Source organism: Algoriphagus locisalis, assembly GCF_900116615.1.
Classification (GTDB): domain Bacteria; phylum Bacteroidota; class Bacteroidia; order Cytophagales; family Cyclobacteriaceae; genus Algoriphagus; species Algoriphagus locisalis.
Map to the genome: position 1 here is coordinate 438,781 of NZ_FPBF01000002.1, position 19,161 is coordinate 457,941.

The following is a 19,161-nucleotide window of genomic DNA, read 5'->3' on the forward strand; positions in this document are numbered from 1 at the left end:
AATCACCTTTGAATGAAAGAAAGAATTCTGTTGTAGGATTCAACCGTCCTTCGTTCAGTATAATACTTTTTTAAAACCGATCCCGGCGAGTGACCAAAAATCATCCTAATATCATTATCATCCATTCCCAATCGATCAGTCCAGGTACCAAAGGTCTTTCTTCCTACTTTATTGGAAAGCACATCTGTAAAGCCAATCATTTCTGCCAGGACTTTTAAATGCTGGTTGAACTTCTGTTCAGATATTGCAACACTCTTTGGGAAAATCATTTCATCATCCTCGACATAATACTTTTTGACGATCTTCTTAGCAGTGTCATTCAAAGGGATCCAGAATTCCTCACCATTTTTCTTTCGCTCACCCTGAAGCACAAGGTGGTTCGGATTTTCCTTCAGCAAATTACGGTCAAATCCCTTTTCATTACTAATTGCTATCAAATCATTGTAATAGAGAGCGGTATTACACAGCAAAATGAAAATATCTCTGGTGATTTCAAGCCTTCTTTCTTTTCGGTCGAATTTCAACTCTAACAGCTTCTTATACTGCTCGTCATTCACATAGATGATCTTTTCAGGTCTTTTATTGGAATCTATATCAATTCCTTCAAAAATTCTCTTTCTAAACGGGATTGCATACTGGTCACAGTATTCTCGATAGATAACCTTCAAGCGATCTATATACTTCGCTAACGTGGTATCTGAATTGATTTCTGTCTGATCACTTCTCATGAAATCCACAAACTCCAACACATAGTTTTCGTCAACATCTGCCATGACAGAGGTCTTTTTGTAAGATTCAATAAGTTTTCTCAGAGTTACATATACTTTCTTTGTTCCAGCTACCTTTTTGGAAGTAGCTCCAAAGTTGATCGAATAATCAATGAATTCGGAAACTTTATCACTAGCACCAGGAGCATGAACACCATTCACACCCTTCAACTTTTTCCCTTGATATTTTACCAGATAAATATTCTTCAACTTTTCCGCAGTCAGCAATTCATTTCTCATAAAAAAATCCTGGACAATCACTTTAAGCCTATGAATTTCACGTGCAATTGCCCGATTGTGAAACTCTGCATACTGATATTGGCTATTCACCCATTTGGTTGGTTTGCCTGACCAAGCATTTTTAGGAATTTTCTCAAGTTTGAGATTGATGTATTGTCTTCCTTTTCGATTTATGCACAAATAAATAGGTTCTCCTCCCAAGAATTTCTTCTTCTTCGGATTCAAGACTGCAGATATTTTAATGTCGATCATGCATGAAGATAACAACAAAAATAAAATCCAAAAAAGGAAGGGGGACAAAAAGGGGGACAAATTAGGGGACAAAAAGGGGGACAAAAACATCCGAATTAAACAGAATCAAATAGATTCGAAATAATGCTAAACCCCTGAAAAACAAAAAACTCCGAACAATTTTTACATTGTCCGGAGTTACCAAGTAGCGGGAACAGGACTCGAACCTGTGACCTTCGGGTTATGAGCCCGACGAGCTACCAACTGCTCCATCCCGCGATATATTTTTAAAGCTTAAAGCTTCATTATTCTTATCTAAATCTGCCCTTGTGGCTAATTGTGATACAAAAGTAGGATTTTATTTTTGTAATGCAAACTAGAGGCTAGAAAAATATTTTAATATCCGCTGTTAAATTGTATCATTTCAGACCAGGTTGTATGCCCTTAATAGTATTGAATACAAGAATAGTTATCTGTCTATTAATTGATTAGACCTATTGTAAGCTAGCCTTGGCTCATTATACTTAATAGCCAAATTTTATTTCGCCAATTCACTAAAAACGTCAGGAGTGTCTAAAAATCAAGTACCTTTGTAAAAAATTTCTACACATGGATACACCAAAACATCAGGCAGGCTTCGTCAACATCATAGGAAAACCAAATGTGGGCAAATCCACCTTGATGAATATCCTTGTGGGTGAGCGACTTTCGATCATCACTTCCAAAGCACAAACCACACGCCACCGAATTATCGGCTTGACAAATTCCGATAATTATCAAATCGTTTTTTCGGATACTCCGGGAATGCTTAAGCCTCAGTACGAGCTTCAGAAGAATATGATGAGCTTCGTTAATATCTCTCTGGAAGACGCCGACATCATTCTTTTTGTCACTGATTTATATGAAACTGATGCAGATATTGAGCATGTAATCGAGAAAATCAACGAGTCTGGCGTACCCGTTCTTTTGGTGATCAATAAGATTGACCTCGCCAAACCAGGTCAGCTAGAAGAAATAACTACTTACTGGACCTCTAGAATTAAGTCGGAATTGGTAATTCCTATTTCCGCAGGCGAGAAATTCAATACGGAGAAAATCCTACAGGAAATTCTGGACAGACTGCCTGAGCATCCTGCATTTTATGACAAAGCGGAACTTTCGGACCGATCCGAGCGGTTCTTTGCCTCTGAGATTATCCGCGAGAAAATCTTCGAAAATTATAAAAAGGAAATCCCCTACAGCTCTGAAGTCTCTATTGAGGATTTCAAAGTAAAGAAAAATATCATCAGTGTACGTGCCATTATCTATGTGGAGCGGGATAGCCAGAAAGGCATTATCATCGGCGACAAAGGTGCTGCACTAAAGAAAGTGGGAATACAAGCCCGTGAAGAACTCGAAAAGTTCTTCGGTAAAAAAGTCTTTCTAGAAACCTTCGTAAAGGTGGAGCAGGACTGGAGAAAAAATAAATTGAAACTGAAAAAATTTGGGTACGACCCAACCTGATCATGGCAAATATAGTAGCGATAGTAGGAAGACCTAACGTAGGTAAATCCACACTTTTCAACCGACTAGTAGAGGAAAGAAAGGCGATTGAAGACAATATGAGTGGAGTAACACGTGATCGCCATTACGGGCATGCCCAGTGGACCGGTAAATTCTTCTCGGTAATCGACACTGGAGGATACGTAACTGGCTCAGAAGATATGTACGATGCGGAGATTCGAAAGCAGGTAAAGCTTGCCATCGAAGAGGCTGACGTTATTCTTTTTGTGGTGGACTGCCATACCGGGCTGACTGACTTGGATAGCGAGTTTGCTAAGGAACTCAGAAGCAGCAAGAAGCCTATCTACGTAGTTGCCAATAAAGCTGATAATCAGGAGAAAAGCTTTGCTGCTCATGAATTTTATGCATTAGGAGTAAGTGACTTTGAGGTTTATCCTGTTGCTTCTGCCAGTGGCAGTGGAACTGGAGAGCTCCTTGACGCAGTGGTGACGCACTTTGAGGACGACGGAGAAGAAGATCCTGATGCGGATACGCCGAAGATTTCGATTCTCGGAAGACCAAATGCAGGAAAATCTTCTTTTTTGAATGCTTTAATTGGTAAAGATCGCTCCATCGTAACAGATGAAGCAGGAACTACCAGAGATTCCATTCACACCCGTTACCAACTTTACGGACAGGATTTCATCATTACTGATACTGCGGGAATCAGAAAGAAATCCAAGGTAACTGAAGATGTAGAATTCTACTCTGTGATGCGTTCTCTAAGAACATTGGAAGAATCCGATGTAGTTATGGTCATGGTGGATGCCACCAGAGGAATGGAAGCACAAGACATGAACTTGATCTCCCTTGCGATCAAAAACAATAAAGGGGTAATGATCATGGTGAACAAGTGGGATTTGATCGAAAAAGACCACAAGACCATGGGCAAGATCAAGGATGATATGTTGGAGAAATTAGGTGAAAACAAATGGATCCCAATCATCTTCACTTCGGTGTTGGAGAAGCAGCGTATCTTCCAGGCAATTGAGCTAGCCGTGAAAGTCTATGAAAATAAAACCCGTCGTATTCCTACTTCCAAATTGAACGATGTCATGCTTGCAGAAATCGAGCGATATCCCCCGCCAGCTTGGAAAGGAAAATATATTAAAATTAAATATTCTACGCAGCTGCCGACCAAAAACCCAGTCTTTGCATTCTTCTGTAACCTTCCTCAATACATCAAATCGCCCTATACTAGATATTTGGAAAACAGGCTTCGTGAAAACTTTGATTTCGAGGGAGTTCCCGTAAAAATTATTTATAAAAACAAATAAAATATATTTAAACGGTCTATTGTTTTATTGATCAAAACTGTAATACATTTGCAGTGTAATTAAGAAAACCACAAAAAATGAAAAAAGTATTTGCAATTTTCGCAATCGCTAGCATGTTCGCTGTAGCTTCATGCGGTAACAAAGAAGTTAAAGAAGAGACTGTTGAGACTATCGAGGTAGTTGAAGAGCCAGTTGTAGAGGAAGAAATCATCATCGAAGCTGATACTACAGTAGTAGTAGAAGAGACTGTTGAGGTTGTTGAGCCTGCTCAATAATTCTTCCCTTCCTAAATGTACTGAGTCCCGAATTTTCGGGACTCTTTTTTTTTGTACTTTTCACAATGACTTTAACTGAATCCCTGAGGCAAATTCTGGTAAAAAAAATCCCTGCATCTGCTGTCAATTATGCTGTGGATCTTTGGGAAAAAGAACCTTTTTCTTTCAAAACTACTGCTTCCCGAAAAACCAAACTGGGAGACTTTAGATTTCGCTCCGATAGACCGCTTCAAACTATCACCATCAACGCCGACCTCAACCCGTATCAGTTTCTCCTTACTTACATTCATGAAGTTGCGCATCTTCATGCATATGTGCAATATGGCCGAACTATTGCACCACACGGAATGGAATGGAAATCTACTTTTCAGCGATTAATGCTACCTATGCTGTCAACGGATGTTTTCCCAATCGATCTACTCATTCCTTTGCGCAAGCACATGAATAATCCCAAAGCCAGCTCATCCCGTGACCTATTTCTGATGAAGGAAATGAGTAAGTACGATGAAAAAAGTATCAATTCCGATATTATTTTCCTTTCTGATTTGAAGCCTGGGAGTCGGTTTTTGCTTTCTGGAAGAGAATTTGAAAAAGGAGAAACACGAAGAACTCGGGTATTGTGTGAGGAAGTGAACTCTGGCAGAAAATATTTGATCGCACAATTGGCGAAAGTTAAGCCCAGTAATTAATCTCTTTCCTCTCCTATCTGGTTATCTGGCTGAGAAAAATCCTTCGGCTGAGGCAAATCCGAAAGTGAATTTATCCCAAAGTATTCCATGAATTTTCTGGAAGTTCCATACAAAATGGGTTTTCCGAGCCCTTCAGATTTACCTTTGATATCCACTAATTCCTTTTCCAGAAGCTTCTGAACCGAATAATCACTATTCACTCCTCTGATTTGCTCGATATCTCCCTTAGTTACAGGCTGCTTGTAGGCAATAATTGATAGGGTTTCAAGCTGAGCCGTTGACAGCCTCTTCTGGGATTGCTGCCGCAAAAGAATCCCTATGGAAGTTTGGTAAGCTGGTTTAGTCAGAAATTGATACCCTCCACCAGACTGCTCCAACTGAAATGAAAACTCCTCTGACTGATATTTTTCAGTCAATTCACTAATAGCTTGATCAACATGCTCATCAGGAACCTCCGCCTGAAACATTTCTGAAAGGCACTTTATAATCTCCCCCTTGGGTAAAGGATCTGGAGCACAAAAAATCAACGCTTCAATATGCCTGTGGAGAAAATCCAAAACTTATTTTTTAGCGAGTTTTGCCTCGATAGAATGCATGGTATGCGGCACAGCCATCAATCTTTCTTTTGCGATCAGCTTACCAGTATCTACGCAAATACCGTAGGTGCCATTCTTGATACGGATCAGGGCATTTTCCAAATTATAAATAAACTTCTGCTGTCTTGCTGCCAATTGATTTTGGCTCTCCCGCTCTAAGGTATCAGCCCCATCTTCAAGGAGTTTTGAGGTAGAAGCAGTATAGTCAGTACCACTATCATTCTTCTTACTCAATGATTCTTTCAGCGCATACAATTCCTCTTTTGCACTCTGAAGCTTCTTTAATATTATCCCCTCAAATTCCTTCAATTCTTCCTGAGAGTATGCGGTCTTTTCTTCCTTGCTCATAGCCAACTAAAATTAAGTAATAGTATTGGGACGGTTCTTTTTTGAATTAGTTCCCTAAAATACATGTACGTGTTGGATTTCCAAGGAATCCAAGACACCCTTTTCGCCTAAAATTAAGTTCGATAGCCGATTTATCTTGTTGCTTGTTAAAATCAACCAAGCAAGGAAAACGCTTCCCTATTGACAAAAGAAAGCTAGCTACATTTCAAAAACCTGATAATCAATCCGCTAGAAACCCAAGAGATTATTGATTCTTTCAAACTAAAAAAAACTCTTATTAATCTGGACTTTTAAATGCCAAAAAAACTTATTTGAATCGAATAAACTGACTAAAGAAGGAGAAAACTAAGTCTAAAGAAAAAAGCCATCATGCGACGGCTTTTTCTTCAAGTAATATCTTCTTCAGTCGATTTTGGAGAACCAAGAGTTCGACTTCAATCCGATATTTCATAGTTAAGTATTGCGCAACCTCCTTGAGGTCTTTGCCATGTTGCAGGTGAATAGTCTGCAAGGCTTCATTGATTAGGTCTTTGTCCATGATTTTGGGGTGTTAAGCCTTTTAAGATACAATTTTCTTCTATTTAAACCCTCAGATGCGCCTAAAAAAATTAAAGCCTAGTCGCAACTACAACTGTTTTCCGAATAAACATCACCTGACCTGACAAGTCATAAAGTTCAACCAAAAGCACATAATAGCCTGGCCTGACGATTTTTCCCTGGCTATCGGTACCTGTCCAAGTAAATAAACCAGTCGAGCCCAAGAGCACATTTTCAGCCAAGGATTGAATCAATTGCCCAGAAGTACCATAAATTCTAAAACTTCCAATCCATCCCGGCTGGTCTAGCTCATACTTAATGGTGGTAAAAGTATTTCCATTACTTCCTTCCGGATCAAAAACTTCAGGCTCGATTTGAATTAATTCGCCTACAAACTCACCAGAAATCACCTGCGAGTTCTTTCGGCCAGGCGTTGCATATTCTTCAATTGATGATGCCGAATGCCAGTTGGAAGAAACATTCGCTGAAGACTCCGTAGAAAGTCGCTCAAGTGACACTCCTTTCGGATCTCTCAAAAGTGGGTGGTGAAGATCTTCAGAATAGGCAAATGACTCAGCAATTTCCTCAGCAGAATCCAATAAAACCACCGTTCCTCCGGCAATTGGATAGCTTGGAAGTGTAGCTATTTCCAAAAACCTTCCAAATGCAGACTTGGGGTAATCCATCTTTAGCATTTCCGTATTGGTAGAAATGGCCAAAAAACCCTTTGGAGGAATTATAATTGAAGTTTCGCTCAGTTGCTTCACTTGATCTACTTCTCCAGAGTCATTAAAATTTGCAAGTTTCCAATGACCAACCTCCAAGTAATTTTCTGTGACATTGATCAGCTCAACAAACTTTGGCGATCCAGTCCTTGGATTGAATAACACCTCATTAATCAACACATCTCCAATCACCGCCTGCTTTGGTAAAACCATTTGAAATGGCTCGGATTGCAATAATTCATTACCAGAGCAATCAGTAAGGCCATTGATCATCAAACTATACAATTTATTCTCAACAACTTCCTCAGAAAAGTTAATTTCAATCTGATTGGAAGCTGGCTGAAAGATCGTATCAACTTGCAAACTTGGTTCAAACACAAAATTTGTTTGATCAAAGCCAGCGAGAATAGGCTTCGAAAATGTCAGCACAAGAATTTTAGAAGATGTGAATTGATAAGAATCCAAAATTGGTGCAGTTGTATCTGGCGAAAGATCGAAGATTGAATTCTGTCTTCCAGGCGTACCGCGAAGCGGATCTACTGATGCCACTAACAAATTGGATTGTTCGCATGCATAAAAAGGATTTGCAACCTCTAGGCTATAGCCACCATTCGCAAACTCACTTCCTCCCCAACTGCTCGTAGAATATGAAATCATATCGATGAGATTTCCCAGATCATCTTTTAAACTGAGTTGATCTGCTGAGTTCAACAAAGTAGGCCAACTGCTAACAGGAATCACTTTTCCATATTCCTCCAACTGCGGCGCTTGAGTCTCTGGTGCCAAAATCAGAAATTCACCTGGCTGAATCCATTTACTTGGGAGACTTACCGTAGATCGAGAGTTTGACCAGGTAACTCCCTCCAGTCTCACAGGATAGTCACCCACATGTAAAAGCTCCACATATTCCACATTTGGCAGATCCAGATCGGCTTTTGGAGCTGGCATGATTTCATTGATCACAAGAGTCTTAGGAGGGATAGAAGTTGGATCAAAAAACTGAAAAGATACAAGCGTGTCCTTAAGGAAATTTCCCTCTAAATCAGGAATTTGAGACACCCCAAGTTCATAATTTCTCACCATTTCCAGCCTTTCTTTAAAAGTCAGATAAACTAGGGAATCAGCCACCAGTCTTGCCTCTGATGGTTCCACCCCATCCAAACTATAATTGAGCAAGAATTCAGAAAAGACCGGATCTAACGCCTCATCAAATTGAATTTCCACTTGGCTTTCATCAAATCCACGAACTCCAGTGACTTTCGGAGCAGTTTTATCCTCCACAAATTCCCCGAACTCAAAATCATCCATCAGCCATTTGGCACAAGTACCGGAGCCTGGTCCATACTGGATTTTCAGCCTGAGAAAAGCTTCAGAATTATCAGAAAGACTATCAGGAAGAGCTAACTCAAACAGCCTGAAATCTTGATCTTCATTACTAAACTCATTTGCATTTCCTACTATTTCCCATTCTGAATAATCTCCCTCCAATTGACTTCTCCAGGTGTAATAAACCAAAGCAGGTCTATCACCTGAGCCGTTTTTCGCAGACCTAGCCCAAAATCGTACTTTGGGGTCTTCAAATTCTTGGGGAGAAAGCCGAATGATCACTTCCCCGTCAAAAGTGGAAATCGGCTGAACTGCTAAAGCCTTGCTTCCATTTCTGCCTAAACCATTTGCCTGATAAATCCTCGAAGAAGTTCCCCTGACTTCATTCCCATACCATCCAGACATAAACTCATATGGATAGTTTTGAAAAGTAAATTCGCCCTCAAAATCCTGAATTTGATTTTCGATTGCAGCTTTTACTTCTTCAGCTTTTGCAAAAACTGAAACAAAGATCATTTGCCAAATAAAAATTACGCCAAACACCTGCATAGCAATTAAAAAGTCCTGATTAAATATACTTATCAAAATGATCTCAAACTATGATTTCTGGTGATTTTTATAGGAAAATGGCTAAAATATTTACACAACAGGTCTGAAAATGAATCCATAGCCCTTACTTTTGTGCTTCGAAAATTTTCAACAACTACTTAAAATCTGATGAAATTAGCAGTGGTAGGAGCTACCGGCTTGGTAGGCTCAGAAATCCTAGAGGTGCTAGCAGAGCACAACTTCCCTTTTGACGAACTTCTATTAGTCGCCAGCGAGCGATCAGTAGGTAAACAGATCGACTACAAAGGTAAACCTTACACTGTAATTGGGCTTGCAGAGGCTGTTTCATTGAAACCTGAAGTAGCTATATTTTCAGCTGGCGGAAGCACTTCTACAGAGTGGGCTCCAAAATTCGCTGAGGTTGGCACGATCGTTATCGATAATTCTTCTGCTTGGAGAATGGATCCGACCAAAAAACTGATCGTTCCAGAAATCAACGCTAAAGAACTGACTAAAGAAGATAAAATCATCGCTAACCCAAATTGCTCTACCATTCAAATGGTATTGGCGCTTGAGCCTTTGCGTAGCCGCTACGGCATTAAAAGAATTGTAGTGTCCACTTACCAGTCTGTGACCGGTACGGGCAAAGCAGCAGTGGATCAGATGATGGCAGAGCGTGCTGGAGAAAAAGCAGAAATGGTCTATCCGCACAAAATTGACTTGAACGTCCTTCCTCACATCGACGTGTTCCAAGAGAATGGCTACACGAAGGAGGAGATGAAAATGATCAAGGAAACGAAAAAAATCTTCAGCGACGATACAATCCAAGTAACTGCGACTACGGTGAGAATCCCAACCATGGGAGGCCATTCTGAAGCTGTGAACGTAGAGTTCAAAGAAGACTTTGATTTGGCTGAAGTACGTGAATTGCTTAGTGCTGCTCCTGGAGTAATAGTACAGGATGACCCAGCTAATAACGTTTATCCAATGCCGCTCAATGCTCATAAAAAAGACGAGGTGTTTGTAGGCCGGTTGAGAAGAGATGAATCTCAGGCCAACACATTAAATATGTGGATTGTTGCTGACAACCTGAGAAAAGGTGCTGCAACTAACGCCGTGCAAATCGCTGAATACGCGCTCGCAAACGGCTTGATTTAATGGATTTGACCCAATATCATCGGGCCGACTTCCAACAATTTGTGCAGGATCATCTTACGGAAGATCCTGCACTTTTGCTTTTTAGGTATCAGGGAAAAACTGATTTCGACTTAAAAGCAGCCGTGCAACAAATCTCTGCACGACAAAAAGCCACCAAGAAACTTCCTTCTTGGGCTTCCAATCCTCAATTGATTTTCCCAGCTTCTATTTCATTGGAGCAAAGCTCATCCGAGCAAACAGCCGAATACAAATCTAGAAACAGATCAGGTGCACTGATGATTGACCTCACAGGTGGCTTTGGCGTGGACAGTTACTTTTTAAGTAGAGACTTTGAAAAAGCCATTTACTGTGAGCAGCAGGAGGAACTGGCTGAAATAGTCGAGCAAAATCTAGAAGTATTTGCACCAAAGAAATTTGAAATTGTAAAAGGTGATGGATTAGCTTTTTTAGCGAAGACGGATAAGCATTTTGAACTGATCTATGCCGATCCAGCACGTAGGGGAAAAGGCAATCAAAAGCTCTACAAACTTCAGGACTGCGAGCCAGACGTAGTCAGTTCTTGGGAAATGATGAAAAGTAAGGCAGATTCGATTTTACTGAAAGTGTCACCGATGCTCGATATATCTCAGGCAATCTCTGAGCTCCCTGATATTCAAAAAGTCCAGGTGATTTCCGTCAAAAATGAAGTGAAAGAATTGCTTTTGCATTGGAAGAATGAAGCAACTGAAATTCCTGTAACAATTGAAGCTATTGACTTGGGAGCAAAAGAAAGCAGTTTTTCTTTTGAGCTAACTGAAGAAGTAAATAGCCAGTCTGAATATGGAGAAGTAGAAAAATATTTGGTTGAGCCTTTTTCCGGAGTATTGAAAGCAGGGGCTTTTAAGACTTTCGGAGCTCGATTCGAATTGAAAAAGCTAGACTCAAATAGCCATTTGTTCACCTCTTCCGATTTCCCGAAAGATATTCCTGCTAGAATATTCAATGTGATTCAGGAAGTGACACCTAAGAAAGGGGATATCAAAAAGCTTTTTCCAACCGGAAAGGCAAATGTGATCACTCGGAATTATGCTAGTGGCTCTGAAGTACTAAAGAAAAAACTCGGCGTAAAAGATGGAGGAGATGACTTTTTAATAGGAACTAAAACGCAGAATGGTTTTAAGGTTTTTTGGTGTAAGCTAGCTAAGTCAGAATAAGAACCTTTTGATTGGCATAGGGGTTGCGAACTCTGCGAAACCTTTGTGCACTTTATGGTTTAAAAGAAAAAAAGTGAAGGATCACTCCTTCACTTCTTCATAATCGACGTATTCTCCGCCTTTGATATCTTTATGTATCTTTTCTTGTTGTCGTTTTGGCACAAAGTCCACCACAACTTCATCCTTAGAAGCAGAAGCATGGCGCTGAGCGCGTTGCTCCTCTTTGGCTACTTCATTCACTTGCTGGGCAAACTTCGCTAATTTACTTCGAAGAAAATATCGGATCAGCTGGCCAAGAAGCCAGCCAATCCCTAATAGAATAACTACAAATTTTAATAATGAGCCCATCGGCTATAGTTTATGGTTCTAAATTATCTACTCAAATAGAGATTTCTCTCTGCGTAGATTTTCAAGAAATAATCATCCATCAGATCTTCGATAAAGTAAATCGCCTCACCTGTGGATTTCATTTCCGGTCCCAATTCTTTGTTCACTTTTGGGAATTTATGGAAAGAGAAAACTGGTTCCTTGATAGCATAACCCTTTTTGTAAGGCTTGAATTCAAAATCAGTTACTTTTTTCTCTCCCAACATTACCTTTACGGCATAGTTTACATAGGGTTCTCTGTAAGCTTTGCAAATAAATGGTACCGTACGAGAAGCTCTTGGGTTCGCCTCGATAATGTAAACCTTATCATTTTTGATCGCAAACTGTATGTTGATCAAACCTACAGTTCTGAGTGCAAGAGCGATTTTCTCCGTGTAAGTTTCGATCTGGCGAATCACCAAATCTCCCAAGTTATAAGGAGGAAGCACTGCATAAGAATCACCTGAGTGAATCCCAGCAGGCTCGATATGCTGCATGATTCCGATGATATACACATTTTCACCATCACAAATCGCATCAGCCTCGGCCTCGATAGCACCTTCCAAGAAGTGATCAAGCAAGATTTCATTGTTCGGAATATCTCTCAAGACATCCACTACATGCTGCTCTAACTCTTTTTCGTTGATCACAATCTTCATACCCTGGCCACCAAGCACATAACTTGGGCGAACCAACAATGGGAAACCAATCGTCTTGCAAAGCTCAAGCGCTTCGTCAGTATTATGTACAGTTCCAAATTCAGGGTAAGGAACGTCTAGGTCTTTCAATAAGCTGGAGAATCTTCCTCTATCTTCCGCCAGATCCAAAGCCTCAAAGCTGGTTCCAATGATTTTGATTCCGTATTTCTCCATCTTCTCAGCTAGTTTCAAGGCGGTCTGACCGCCCAACTGAACGATCACACCCTCAGGTTGCTCATGAAGAATGATTTCGTAGATATGCTCCCAGAAAACCGGTTCGAAGTATAACTTATCGGCGATATCAAAGTCTGTTGAAACTGTCTCTGGATTACAGTTGATCATGATGGTCTCGAAGCCACATTCTTTGGCCGCCAGGACTCCATGAACACAAGAGTAATCGAATTCAATTCCTTGACCTACTCTGTTTGGCCCAGAACCCAGAACAACTACTTTTTTACGGTCTGACTTTACAGACTCATTTTCAGTACCAAATGAAGAGTAATAATACGGGGTTTTCGCTTCGAACTCAGCCGCACAAGTATCCACCAGTTTATAAACTCGTTTGATACCCATTTCCTTATAACGCTTGTCGAAAACTTCGCTTTCCAAGCAATCCAACAAATGCGCAATCTGACGATCAGCATAACCTTTACGCTTAGCCAGATCCATCAGTTCCACAGGAATTGTATCCAATTTGAATTTCTCTATTTCCTTCTCTAAGTGGATCAATTCTTCGATTTGCTTCAAGAACCATTTGTCGATCTTGGTCAAATCCTGAATAGTCCTGAAAGAGATCCCAAGCTTGAATGCGTCATAGATATGGAACAATCTATTCCAGCTTGGATTAGCAAGAGAGTAAAGTATTTCGTCTTGATTGCGAAGTTCTTTGCCATCAGCACCTAGCCCATTTCTTTTGATCTCAAGTGACTGACACGCTTTTTGAAGTGCTTCCTGGAAGTTTCTACCGATTCCCATCACTTCACCCACAGACTTCATCGATAGACCGAGTCTTCTGTCAGCTCCTTTGAATTTATCAAAGTTCCAACGAGGAACTTTCACGATTACGTAATCTATAGAAGGCTCAAAAAATGCGGAAGTTGTCCCGGTAATTGAGTTTTTCAACTCATCCAAGTTATAACCTATCGCAAGCTTGGCAGCTACTTTTGCAATCGGGTAACCCGTTGCTTTAGATGCCAGAGCCGAAGAGCGGGACACCCGAGGGTTGATTTCGATGCCGATGATTTCAGAATTGTCAGGGCTCACTGAGAACTGCACATTACAGCCTCCGGCAAAGTTCCCGATGCTATTCATCATCGTGATCGCAAAGTTCCGCATGCGCTGATACGTGGTATCTGGCAAGGTCATCGCCGGCGCTACCGTGATGGAATCACCTGTATGCACACCCATCGGATCAAAGTTCTCAATAGAACAGATCACGATCATGTTGCCTATATTATCACGCATCACTTCCAGCTCGTATTCTTTCCAGCCTATGATACTTTGCTCGATCAAAACCTCATGAACCGGAGAGGCCTGAAGTCCAGCAGATAGCGCTTTTTCAAATTCTTCAGCTGTTTCTACGAATGCTCCACCAGCACCTCCTAGGGTGTAAGAAGCTCTGATGATCAATGGAAAACCAATTTCTTGGGCGATTTCTTTCCCCTGAAGGAAGGAGGTCGCTGTACCGCCTTTACAGACGCCAACACCGATTTTTTCCATCAGTGCCTTGAATTTCTCACGGTTTTCGGCAGTATCGATCGCATCGATATCTACCCCGATCATATTCACGCCATATTTTGCCCAGACTCCACCTTTTTCGCAGTCAATCGCGAGATTCAAGGCTGTCTGTCCACCCATGGTAGGAAGGACGGCATCGATGTCTGGATGGTCTTTGAGAATTTGTACGATGGATTTCTTTTCCAAAGGAAGCAAATACACATTATCGGCCGTGACCGGATCAGTCATGATCGTTGCAGGATTGGAATTGATCAGCGTGACAATGATGCCTTCTTCACGAAGAGACCTTGCTGCTTGGGAGCCTGCGTAATCAAATTCGCAAGCTTGACCAATAACGATGGGACCTGAACCAATGATGAGAACGTGCTTGATGCTGCTATCTTTAGGCATTAGAGAGGGAGATTGAAGAGAAAGTTTTGCTTAAGTCCAAATTGGGGCAAAATTAAAAAAATATTCTGAAGGGGCACGGTTAAATCGTAAAGAAATCAAATTAGCCCGTTGAATTGTCTGCAAAATACTTCCAGAATTATTTCGTTTATGGCAAAGAATTGAGTTGGTTTTATTGGTAAACCAACAAATGGCATTTATTATTGTCTAATCATAAAGATCAAAAGGAAGATAATTTCTCATTCCATTTTTTCGATAAATCCAAAACAGAAAACCAGTAGTTAGATGAACAAAAGAATAATCACCCTGGGAGAAATCATGCTCCGCCTTTCCACACCTGGACATGAACGATTCGTCAACGCTCAATCCTACGAGGTGAATTATGGTGGAGCAGAAGCAAATGTGGCAGTCTCTCTTGCTTACTGGGGGTTATCAGCAGCTCACGTCACTTCATTTCCAGATCATGATATCGGAAAAGCAGCCGTAAACACACTTAGATTTTCGGGTGTGGACACTTCTTTTATCCGGTATAATGAAGGAAGAATGGGCGTTTACTTTGTGGAAAACGGAGCTATGCAGCGTTCTTCAAAAATCATTTACGATCGCTTTGATTCTGCTTTTGCAAAAGTGAATGTAACCGATTTTGACTGGGAAAAGATATTTGAAGGAGCAGATTGGTTTCACTGGACGGGGATTACACCAGCAGTATCTCAATCTGCAGCCGACCTTTGTAAGGCTGCCGTGCAAGCCGCTTCAAGACTTGGAGTAAAAATCAGCGCAGACATAAACTATCGCCGTAATCTATGGCAATACGGCAAGGGTCCGATGGATATCATGCCGGAACTGATCAAACCTTCACACTTGATCATTGCGGGATTGACAGACTTCGAAAACTGCATGGGCATCACAGAAACAGATTACTTGCAAGCCTGTGAAAAAGCAAAGACCATTTGTCCTTCTCTGAAATATGTGTCAACCACGCATCGGGATTCTATCAGTACATCAGAAAATAACCTAAGCGGAGTTCTTTGGAATGGGGAATCTATCCTCGAATCAAAATCTTACGAGATGACTCATATCGTTGATAGAATCGGAGGCGGAGATGCCTACATGGCCGGTTTGATTTATGGCTTACTCAATTCAGACGATCAGAATGCACTGGATTTTGCAGTGGCAGCTTCTGTACTGAAGCACTCCATACCAGGTGATGCCAATTTCGTCTCTGTAGATGAAGTGAATCAGCTGGTGGAAGGAAAAAATGTAGGTAAACTTTTACGATAAAGTAAGTATGCGATTTTCAACTAATGAAATGTTAAAAGCAATGGCGGATACAAGAATGATTCCTGTATTCAATCATGTAGATATAGAAGTAGCCAAAGGTGTACTTGATGCATCTTATAAAGCTGGAATTCGGGTTTTTGAATTCACCAATAGAGCAACAAACTCACTCGAAGTTTTCAGGGAGCTTTATGAATATGCGGGTAAATATTCGGATATGGTGATGGGAATAGGGACCATTTTTACCACCGAAAACGCTAATGCATTTATAGAAGCCGGTGCAGATTTCATTGTGTCCCCAGCTTTGATCCCTGAGCTTGCTGTTTTTTGCAATTCAAAGGATGTCTTTTGGATTCCAGGATGTGCGACTATGTCTGAGATTTTTCAGGCTAAAAAACTTGGTGCGACCTTAGTGAAAGCTTTTCCGGGAAATGTGGTGGGTTCGGCATTTGTAGCTGCTGCCAAATCCGTTTATCCAACGCTTCACATTATGCCAACTGGTGGTGTAGAACCAACAAAAGAAAATCTGAAAGAATGGTTTGATGCTGGTGTGTATTGTGTAGGAATGGGATCTCAACTTTTCAAAAAAGACTGGATAAAAAATCAGCAATACGATCTCTTGGAGGATAAAATAGCGGAAACGCTGCAGGTTATCAAAAACTTGTAAGATGTAGATAGTGTAAGTGGTAATTGGTTTTTTGTGAACTATTTACCACTTACAAATTTTACTTGGAACGATGTAAATTTCATCCTTTACTTTTTCGGATGAGTAACCAGCTCATAATACTGCTCCAACAAAGGCAATCCAAAGTTTCTTGATTTCATTTCGCTGATCTTACGGAAGCCCATTTTTTGATACAGACTGGCGGCAGCATCTAGTCCAGCAGTGGTGTATAAATAAGCGGCATCGTAGTTAGACGCTGTGTAAAACTCCATCCACTCCTTCATTAACCTACTTCCGATTCCAAAACCACGAAATTCTTTTGCCAAGATAAAATACCGCAACTGGGCTCGATTAGCAGGGCGATGCATCAGTAATACAAAGCCGACCAACTTTCCTTCACTTTCTACCACCCACACTTTATCCCGTTTCAGATTATATGCGCGATAAAACTCCAGCAGACTTTCCATCACATAGGCTTCGAAACCTATCCCAAGATCATGTTCTTCTGAATAGACTTTGCCATGCAATGCCGCCACCTGCCCAAGGTCTCCTGGCTCAAGGGTATTTCGGATAAAAAATTCAGGCAGCTTTTGCATGCAATTAAAATATGAAATAATGGGGAAATCTCACTCAGTGGTGTGATAAAATAATAGCCACCCTTGTGAGGTGGCCATGTCTTAATCTTCGGTATAGTTGAAACTATCAACTTGTTCTTTGATCCAGTCGTAGTATTTTTCCTTACGAAATTCTATCCACTCCTTTTTGTATTTGGAGTCATCGATCAAAAACTTAAAAGCTGTATTTGCTTTTGGTTTGGTCAGTGAGCTGACTAGATCATCCGCTAGGTTCTTTTCTTTGACACGGCGGTCAATAAAATCCTGCATCATCTGATGCTCCTGAGCTGGCTCCATCTGAGTAAACTCGGCATAATTCTCCGGGTTTTCCTCGATCTCATCCAGTACATCCTCTTCCGCCTCTGTCAGATCATAATTGTAATAATCCTCGTCATCCGGCATCTGATGAATTCTTTTCTTGTCGATCTGATAGAAACAGATCATTCCTTTGAGTAATTGGGTTGAGATAAGGTCTATCTCCTTTTCAGTAAGCGAAAGCATTGATGGTTTACAAAATTTTCAGAAAAATAGTGAAAGTCGAATTCTGATCAAATTCTAGTGTTAATTAAGCAATTGAAGCACCAATATAATGGGATTTAATTACTTGAATCAAGAATTTTTGAAAGCATTTCAATATCAATCTCGTGACCTCCGGAAAAAGATAGCTTTTTCACTTCCTTACCCAGGTTTTTGACCAAATCCTGCTGTTTATCAATGCTTTCTGGAGTAATAAATTCATCCTGATCCCCGAGAACCAAGGTCAGTTTAGTCTTGTAAAATTTCTCACGCGCATCTTCCAAAATCAAATCTTCAGCAAACCCGCCTGCCCATAGCACCAATTGATCCACCTCACCTGTCCAGCGACTTGCCCAACGTGTGGCAGTTGCCGCTCCCTGAGAGAATCCCAACAGGTTAATTATTGGAGTTTCAGCGTACTGCGAAAGCAGCTTCTCCATCAACAGATCCAAGTAATTATGGTTGTTTTGAATAGCTATTTCCCGTTCATGTCTAGTCATCCAGTTTGCCCCAACTCTTCCGGAGAATCCATTGAGATAGCCGTAATTCGTTCCTTCAGGCGCAACAAAAAGTCTCTCGGCAGAATCAAATCCCTGAAATTTTCTCAGGAAAAATTCAGCCAACTGCCCATAGCCATGTAAAATTAGCCAGATTTCTTTCTCTTCGAAAGTAGGCTCATGAGAGACAGAATACTGTGCTTGAAACTGAAAATTGATACTTTTCTTCAAAACGTATAGTATAAAGATTCTAAGTTACTTCTTAGAAAAATAGATAAGGTGCAGATTCGGCTATTCCCCCTCTTCAAAGTGGGCAAGGGGGATTTCGACTTCGCTCCAATCTGACAAACGTCAGTTATAAAAAAGCCTAGATACTCCACAAGAAACTATCAAAACTCTAAGCGTTCAGATCGTCAAATTTAAATGGCAAAAGGGTCTGAATCCCAAGAAATCGGAGAACACTTCCATCAGGATTTTGAATTAGGATGGAGATTGGCTGGTTAAATCGCATCTCCATTTCATTGATCGTCTGCCTGCAAAGTCCGCAAGGCGACACTCCCGCCCAGATCTCCTCGCCTTTTCTTCTTGCTACAATTGCTATTTGCTTCACAGCCAGATCCGGAAAATTAGCTCCAGCATAACCTAGCACCAGTCGCTCAGCACAAACTCCCACGGGAAAACTTACGTTCTCCTGATTGCTCGATTGAAGAATCTCACCAGACTCAAGCCGGACAGCTGCGCCTACATGGAAATCAGAGTAAGGCGCATAGGCACCTTCAGACACTTTTCTCGCACGCATCATCAGTTGCTGCTCTTCAATATTCAGTTCCTCCCAAGCCAGCTCTTCAAACTCGGCTTCTATTTTTATTTTCTTGCTCATCGTTCCCTAATTGGAGTTTTCCTAACGATTAAGGTAGGGAAATGTTCCTTTTTATATTCTCTCCTCAATTT

General features: G+C 40.9%; 19 protein-coding genes and 1 tRNA gene. 8 read left to right on the forward strand and 12 right to left on the reverse strand.

Going from position 1 to position 19,161, the window contains the following annotated elements:
- Positions 1 to 2 precede the first annotated feature (2 nt).
- Both BM386_RS06860 and BM386_RS06865 read right to left on the reverse strand, forming a co-directional pair.
- A complete protein-coding gene (locus tag BM386_RS06860) occupies positions 3 to 1,259 on the reverse strand; it encodes a tyrosine-type recombinase/integrase (protein ID WP_170857051.1) in 1,257 nt (418 codons plus the stop codon).
- Between the two features lie 185 nt (positions 1,260 to 1,444).
- Positions 1,445 to 1,517, reverse strand: a tRNA-Met gene (locus tag BM386_RS06865).
- A gap of 330 nt (positions 1,518 to 1,847) precedes the next feature.
- On the opposite strand from BM386_RS06865, the gene era reads away from it, so the two are divergent.
- The 4 genes from era (at position 1,848) to BM386_RS06885 (ending at position 5,021) form a co-directional block, all read left to right on the forward strand.
- On the forward strand, positions 1,848 to 2,741 hold the full coding sequence (gene era / locus BM386_RS06870) for a GTPase Era (RefSeq protein WP_091692324.1): 894 nt from the start codon (positions 1,848 to 1,850) through the stop codon (positions 2,739 to 2,741).
- Positions 2,742 to 2,743: 2 nt separating this feature from the next.
- On the forward strand, positions 2,744 to 4,057 hold the full coding sequence (gene der, locus BM386_RS06875; RefSeq protein WP_091692325.1) for a ribosome biogenesis GTPase Der: 1,314 nt from the start codon (positions 2,744 to 2,746) through the stop codon (positions 4,055 to 4,057).
- Between the two features lie 77 nt (positions 4,058 to 4,134).
- On the forward strand, positions 4,135 to 4,332 hold the full coding sequence (locus tag BM386_RS06880; protein WP_091692326.1) for a hypothetical protein: 198 nt from the start codon (positions 4,135 to 4,137) through the stop codon (positions 4,330 to 4,332).
- A 65-nt stretch (positions 4,333 to 4,397) separates the two neighbouring features.
- Positions 4,398 to 5,021: a SprT-like domain-containing protein gene (locus tag BM386_RS06885; RefSeq protein WP_091692327.1), complete on the forward strand. Its 624-nt coding sequence runs from the start codon at positions 4,398 to 4,400 to the stop codon at positions 5,019 to 5,021.
- On the opposite strand, the gene scpB is transcribed toward BM386_RS06885, so the two are convergent.
- From scpB to BM386_RS06900, 4 genes are all read right to left on the reverse strand, one after another.
- A complete protein-coding gene (scpB, locus tag BM386_RS06890; protein ID WP_091692328.1) occupies positions 5,018 to 5,578 on the reverse strand; it encodes an SMC-Scp complex subunit ScpB in 561 nt (186 codons plus the stop codon). The genes BM386_RS06885 and scpB overlap by 4 nt on opposite strands.
- Positions 5,579 to 5,581: 3 nt before the next feature.
- Positions 5,582 to 5,965, reverse strand: a complete 384-nt coding sequence (locus BM386_RS06895; protein WP_091692329.1) for a TraR/DksA family transcriptional regulator — start codon at positions 5,963 to 5,965, stop codon at positions 5,582 to 5,584.
- Between the two features lie 367 nt (positions 5,966 to 6,332).
- Positions 6,333 to 6,503: a hypothetical protein gene (locus BM386_RS23600; RefSeq protein WP_170857052.1), complete on the reverse strand. Its 171-nt coding sequence runs from the start codon at positions 6,501 to 6,503 to the stop codon at positions 6,333 to 6,335.
- A 70-nt stretch (positions 6,504 to 6,573) separates the two neighbouring features.
- Complete coding sequence (locus BM386_RS06900; protein ID WP_170857053.1) at positions 6,574 to 9,069, reverse strand: lamin tail domain-containing protein; 2,496 nt, start codon at positions 9,067 to 9,069, stop codon at positions 6,574 to 6,576.
- Positions 9,070 to 9,270: 201 nt separating this feature from the next.
- On the opposite strand from BM386_RS06900, the gene BM386_RS06905 reads away from it, so the two are divergent.
- Both BM386_RS06905 and BM386_RS06910 read left to right on the forward strand, forming a co-directional pair.
- Positions 9,271 to 10,260 carry an aspartate-semialdehyde dehydrogenase gene (locus BM386_RS06905; protein ID WP_091692331.1) on the forward strand — a complete coding sequence of 330 codons (990 nt, stop codon included), beginning with the start codon at positions 9,271 to 9,273 and terminating at the stop codon, positions 10,258 to 10,260.
- A complete protein-coding gene (locus BM386_RS06910; protein ID WP_091692332.1) occupies positions 10,260 to 11,453 on the forward strand; it encodes a class I SAM-dependent methyltransferase in 1,194 nt (397 codons plus the stop codon). The genes BM386_RS06905 and BM386_RS06910 overlap by 1 nt, the downstream gene beginning before the upstream one ends.
- A gap of 81 nt (positions 11,454 to 11,534) precedes the next feature.
- Here BM386_RS06910 and BM386_RS06915 read toward each other — a convergent pair whose 3' ends face one another.
- Positions 11,535 to 11,801, reverse strand: coding sequence for a DUF4834 family protein (locus tag BM386_RS06915; RefSeq protein ID WP_091692333.1), 267 nt, complete (start codon positions 11,799 to 11,801; stop codon positions 11,535 to 11,537).
- Between the two features lie 23 nt (positions 11,802 to 11,824).
- Positions 11,825 to 14,644 (reverse strand): carbamoyl-phosphate synthase large subunit, encoded by a 2,820-nt coding sequence (carB, locus tag BM386_RS06920; RefSeq protein ID WP_091692334.1) that lies wholly within the window; start codon positions 14,642 to 14,644, stop codon positions 11,825 to 11,827.
- 282 nt (positions 14,645 to 14,926) lie between these two features.
- Here carB and BM386_RS06925 point away from each other — a divergent pair, with 282 nt between their 5' ends.
- Together BM386_RS06925 and BM386_RS06930 are read left to right on the forward strand one after the other, a co-directional pair.
- Positions 14,927 to 15,922 (forward strand): sugar kinase, encoded by a 996-nt coding sequence (locus BM386_RS06925; RefSeq protein ID WP_091692335.1) that lies wholly within the window; start codon positions 14,927 to 14,929, stop codon positions 15,920 to 15,922.
- A gap of 28 nt (positions 15,923 to 15,950) precedes the next feature.
- Positions 15,951 to 16,586 (forward strand): beta/alpha barrel domain-containing protein, encoded by a 636-nt coding sequence (locus BM386_RS06930; protein ID WP_244545472.1) that lies wholly within the window; start codon positions 15,951 to 15,953, stop codon positions 16,584 to 16,586.
- Positions 16,587 to 16,672: 86 nt separating this feature from the next.
- Here the strand turns inward: BM386_RS06930 and BM386_RS06935 are convergent, their stop codons facing one another.
- The 4 genes from BM386_RS06935 to BM386_RS06950 all read right to left on the reverse strand — a co-directional run bounded on the left by BM386_RS06935 (position 16,673) and on the right by BM386_RS06950 (position 19,090).
- Complete coding sequence (locus BM386_RS06935) at positions 16,673 to 17,179, reverse strand: GNAT family N-acetyltransferase (RefSeq protein ID WP_091692337.1); 507 nt, start codon at positions 17,177 to 17,179, stop codon at positions 16,673 to 16,675.
- Positions 17,180 to 17,260: 81 nt separating this feature from the next.
- The gene (locus BM386_RS06940; RefSeq protein ID WP_091692338.1) at positions 17,261 to 17,698 is read right to left on the reverse strand and encodes a UPF0158 family protein; all 438 of its coding nucleotides are present in this window, start codon (positions 17,696 to 17,698) and stop codon (positions 17,261 to 17,263) included.
- Between the two features lie 95 nt (positions 17,699 to 17,793).
- On the reverse strand, positions 17,794 to 18,441 hold the full coding sequence (locus BM386_RS06945) for an alpha/beta hydrolase (RefSeq protein WP_091692339.1): 648 nt from the start codon (positions 18,439 to 18,441) through the stop codon (positions 17,794 to 17,796).
- Between the two features lie 166 nt (positions 18,442 to 18,607).
- On the reverse strand, positions 18,608 to 19,090 hold the full coding sequence (locus BM386_RS06950; RefSeq protein ID WP_091692340.1) for a cytidine deaminase: 483 nt from the start codon (positions 19,088 to 19,090) through the stop codon (positions 18,608 to 18,610).
- Positions 19,091 to 19,161 lie beyond the last annotated feature (71 nt).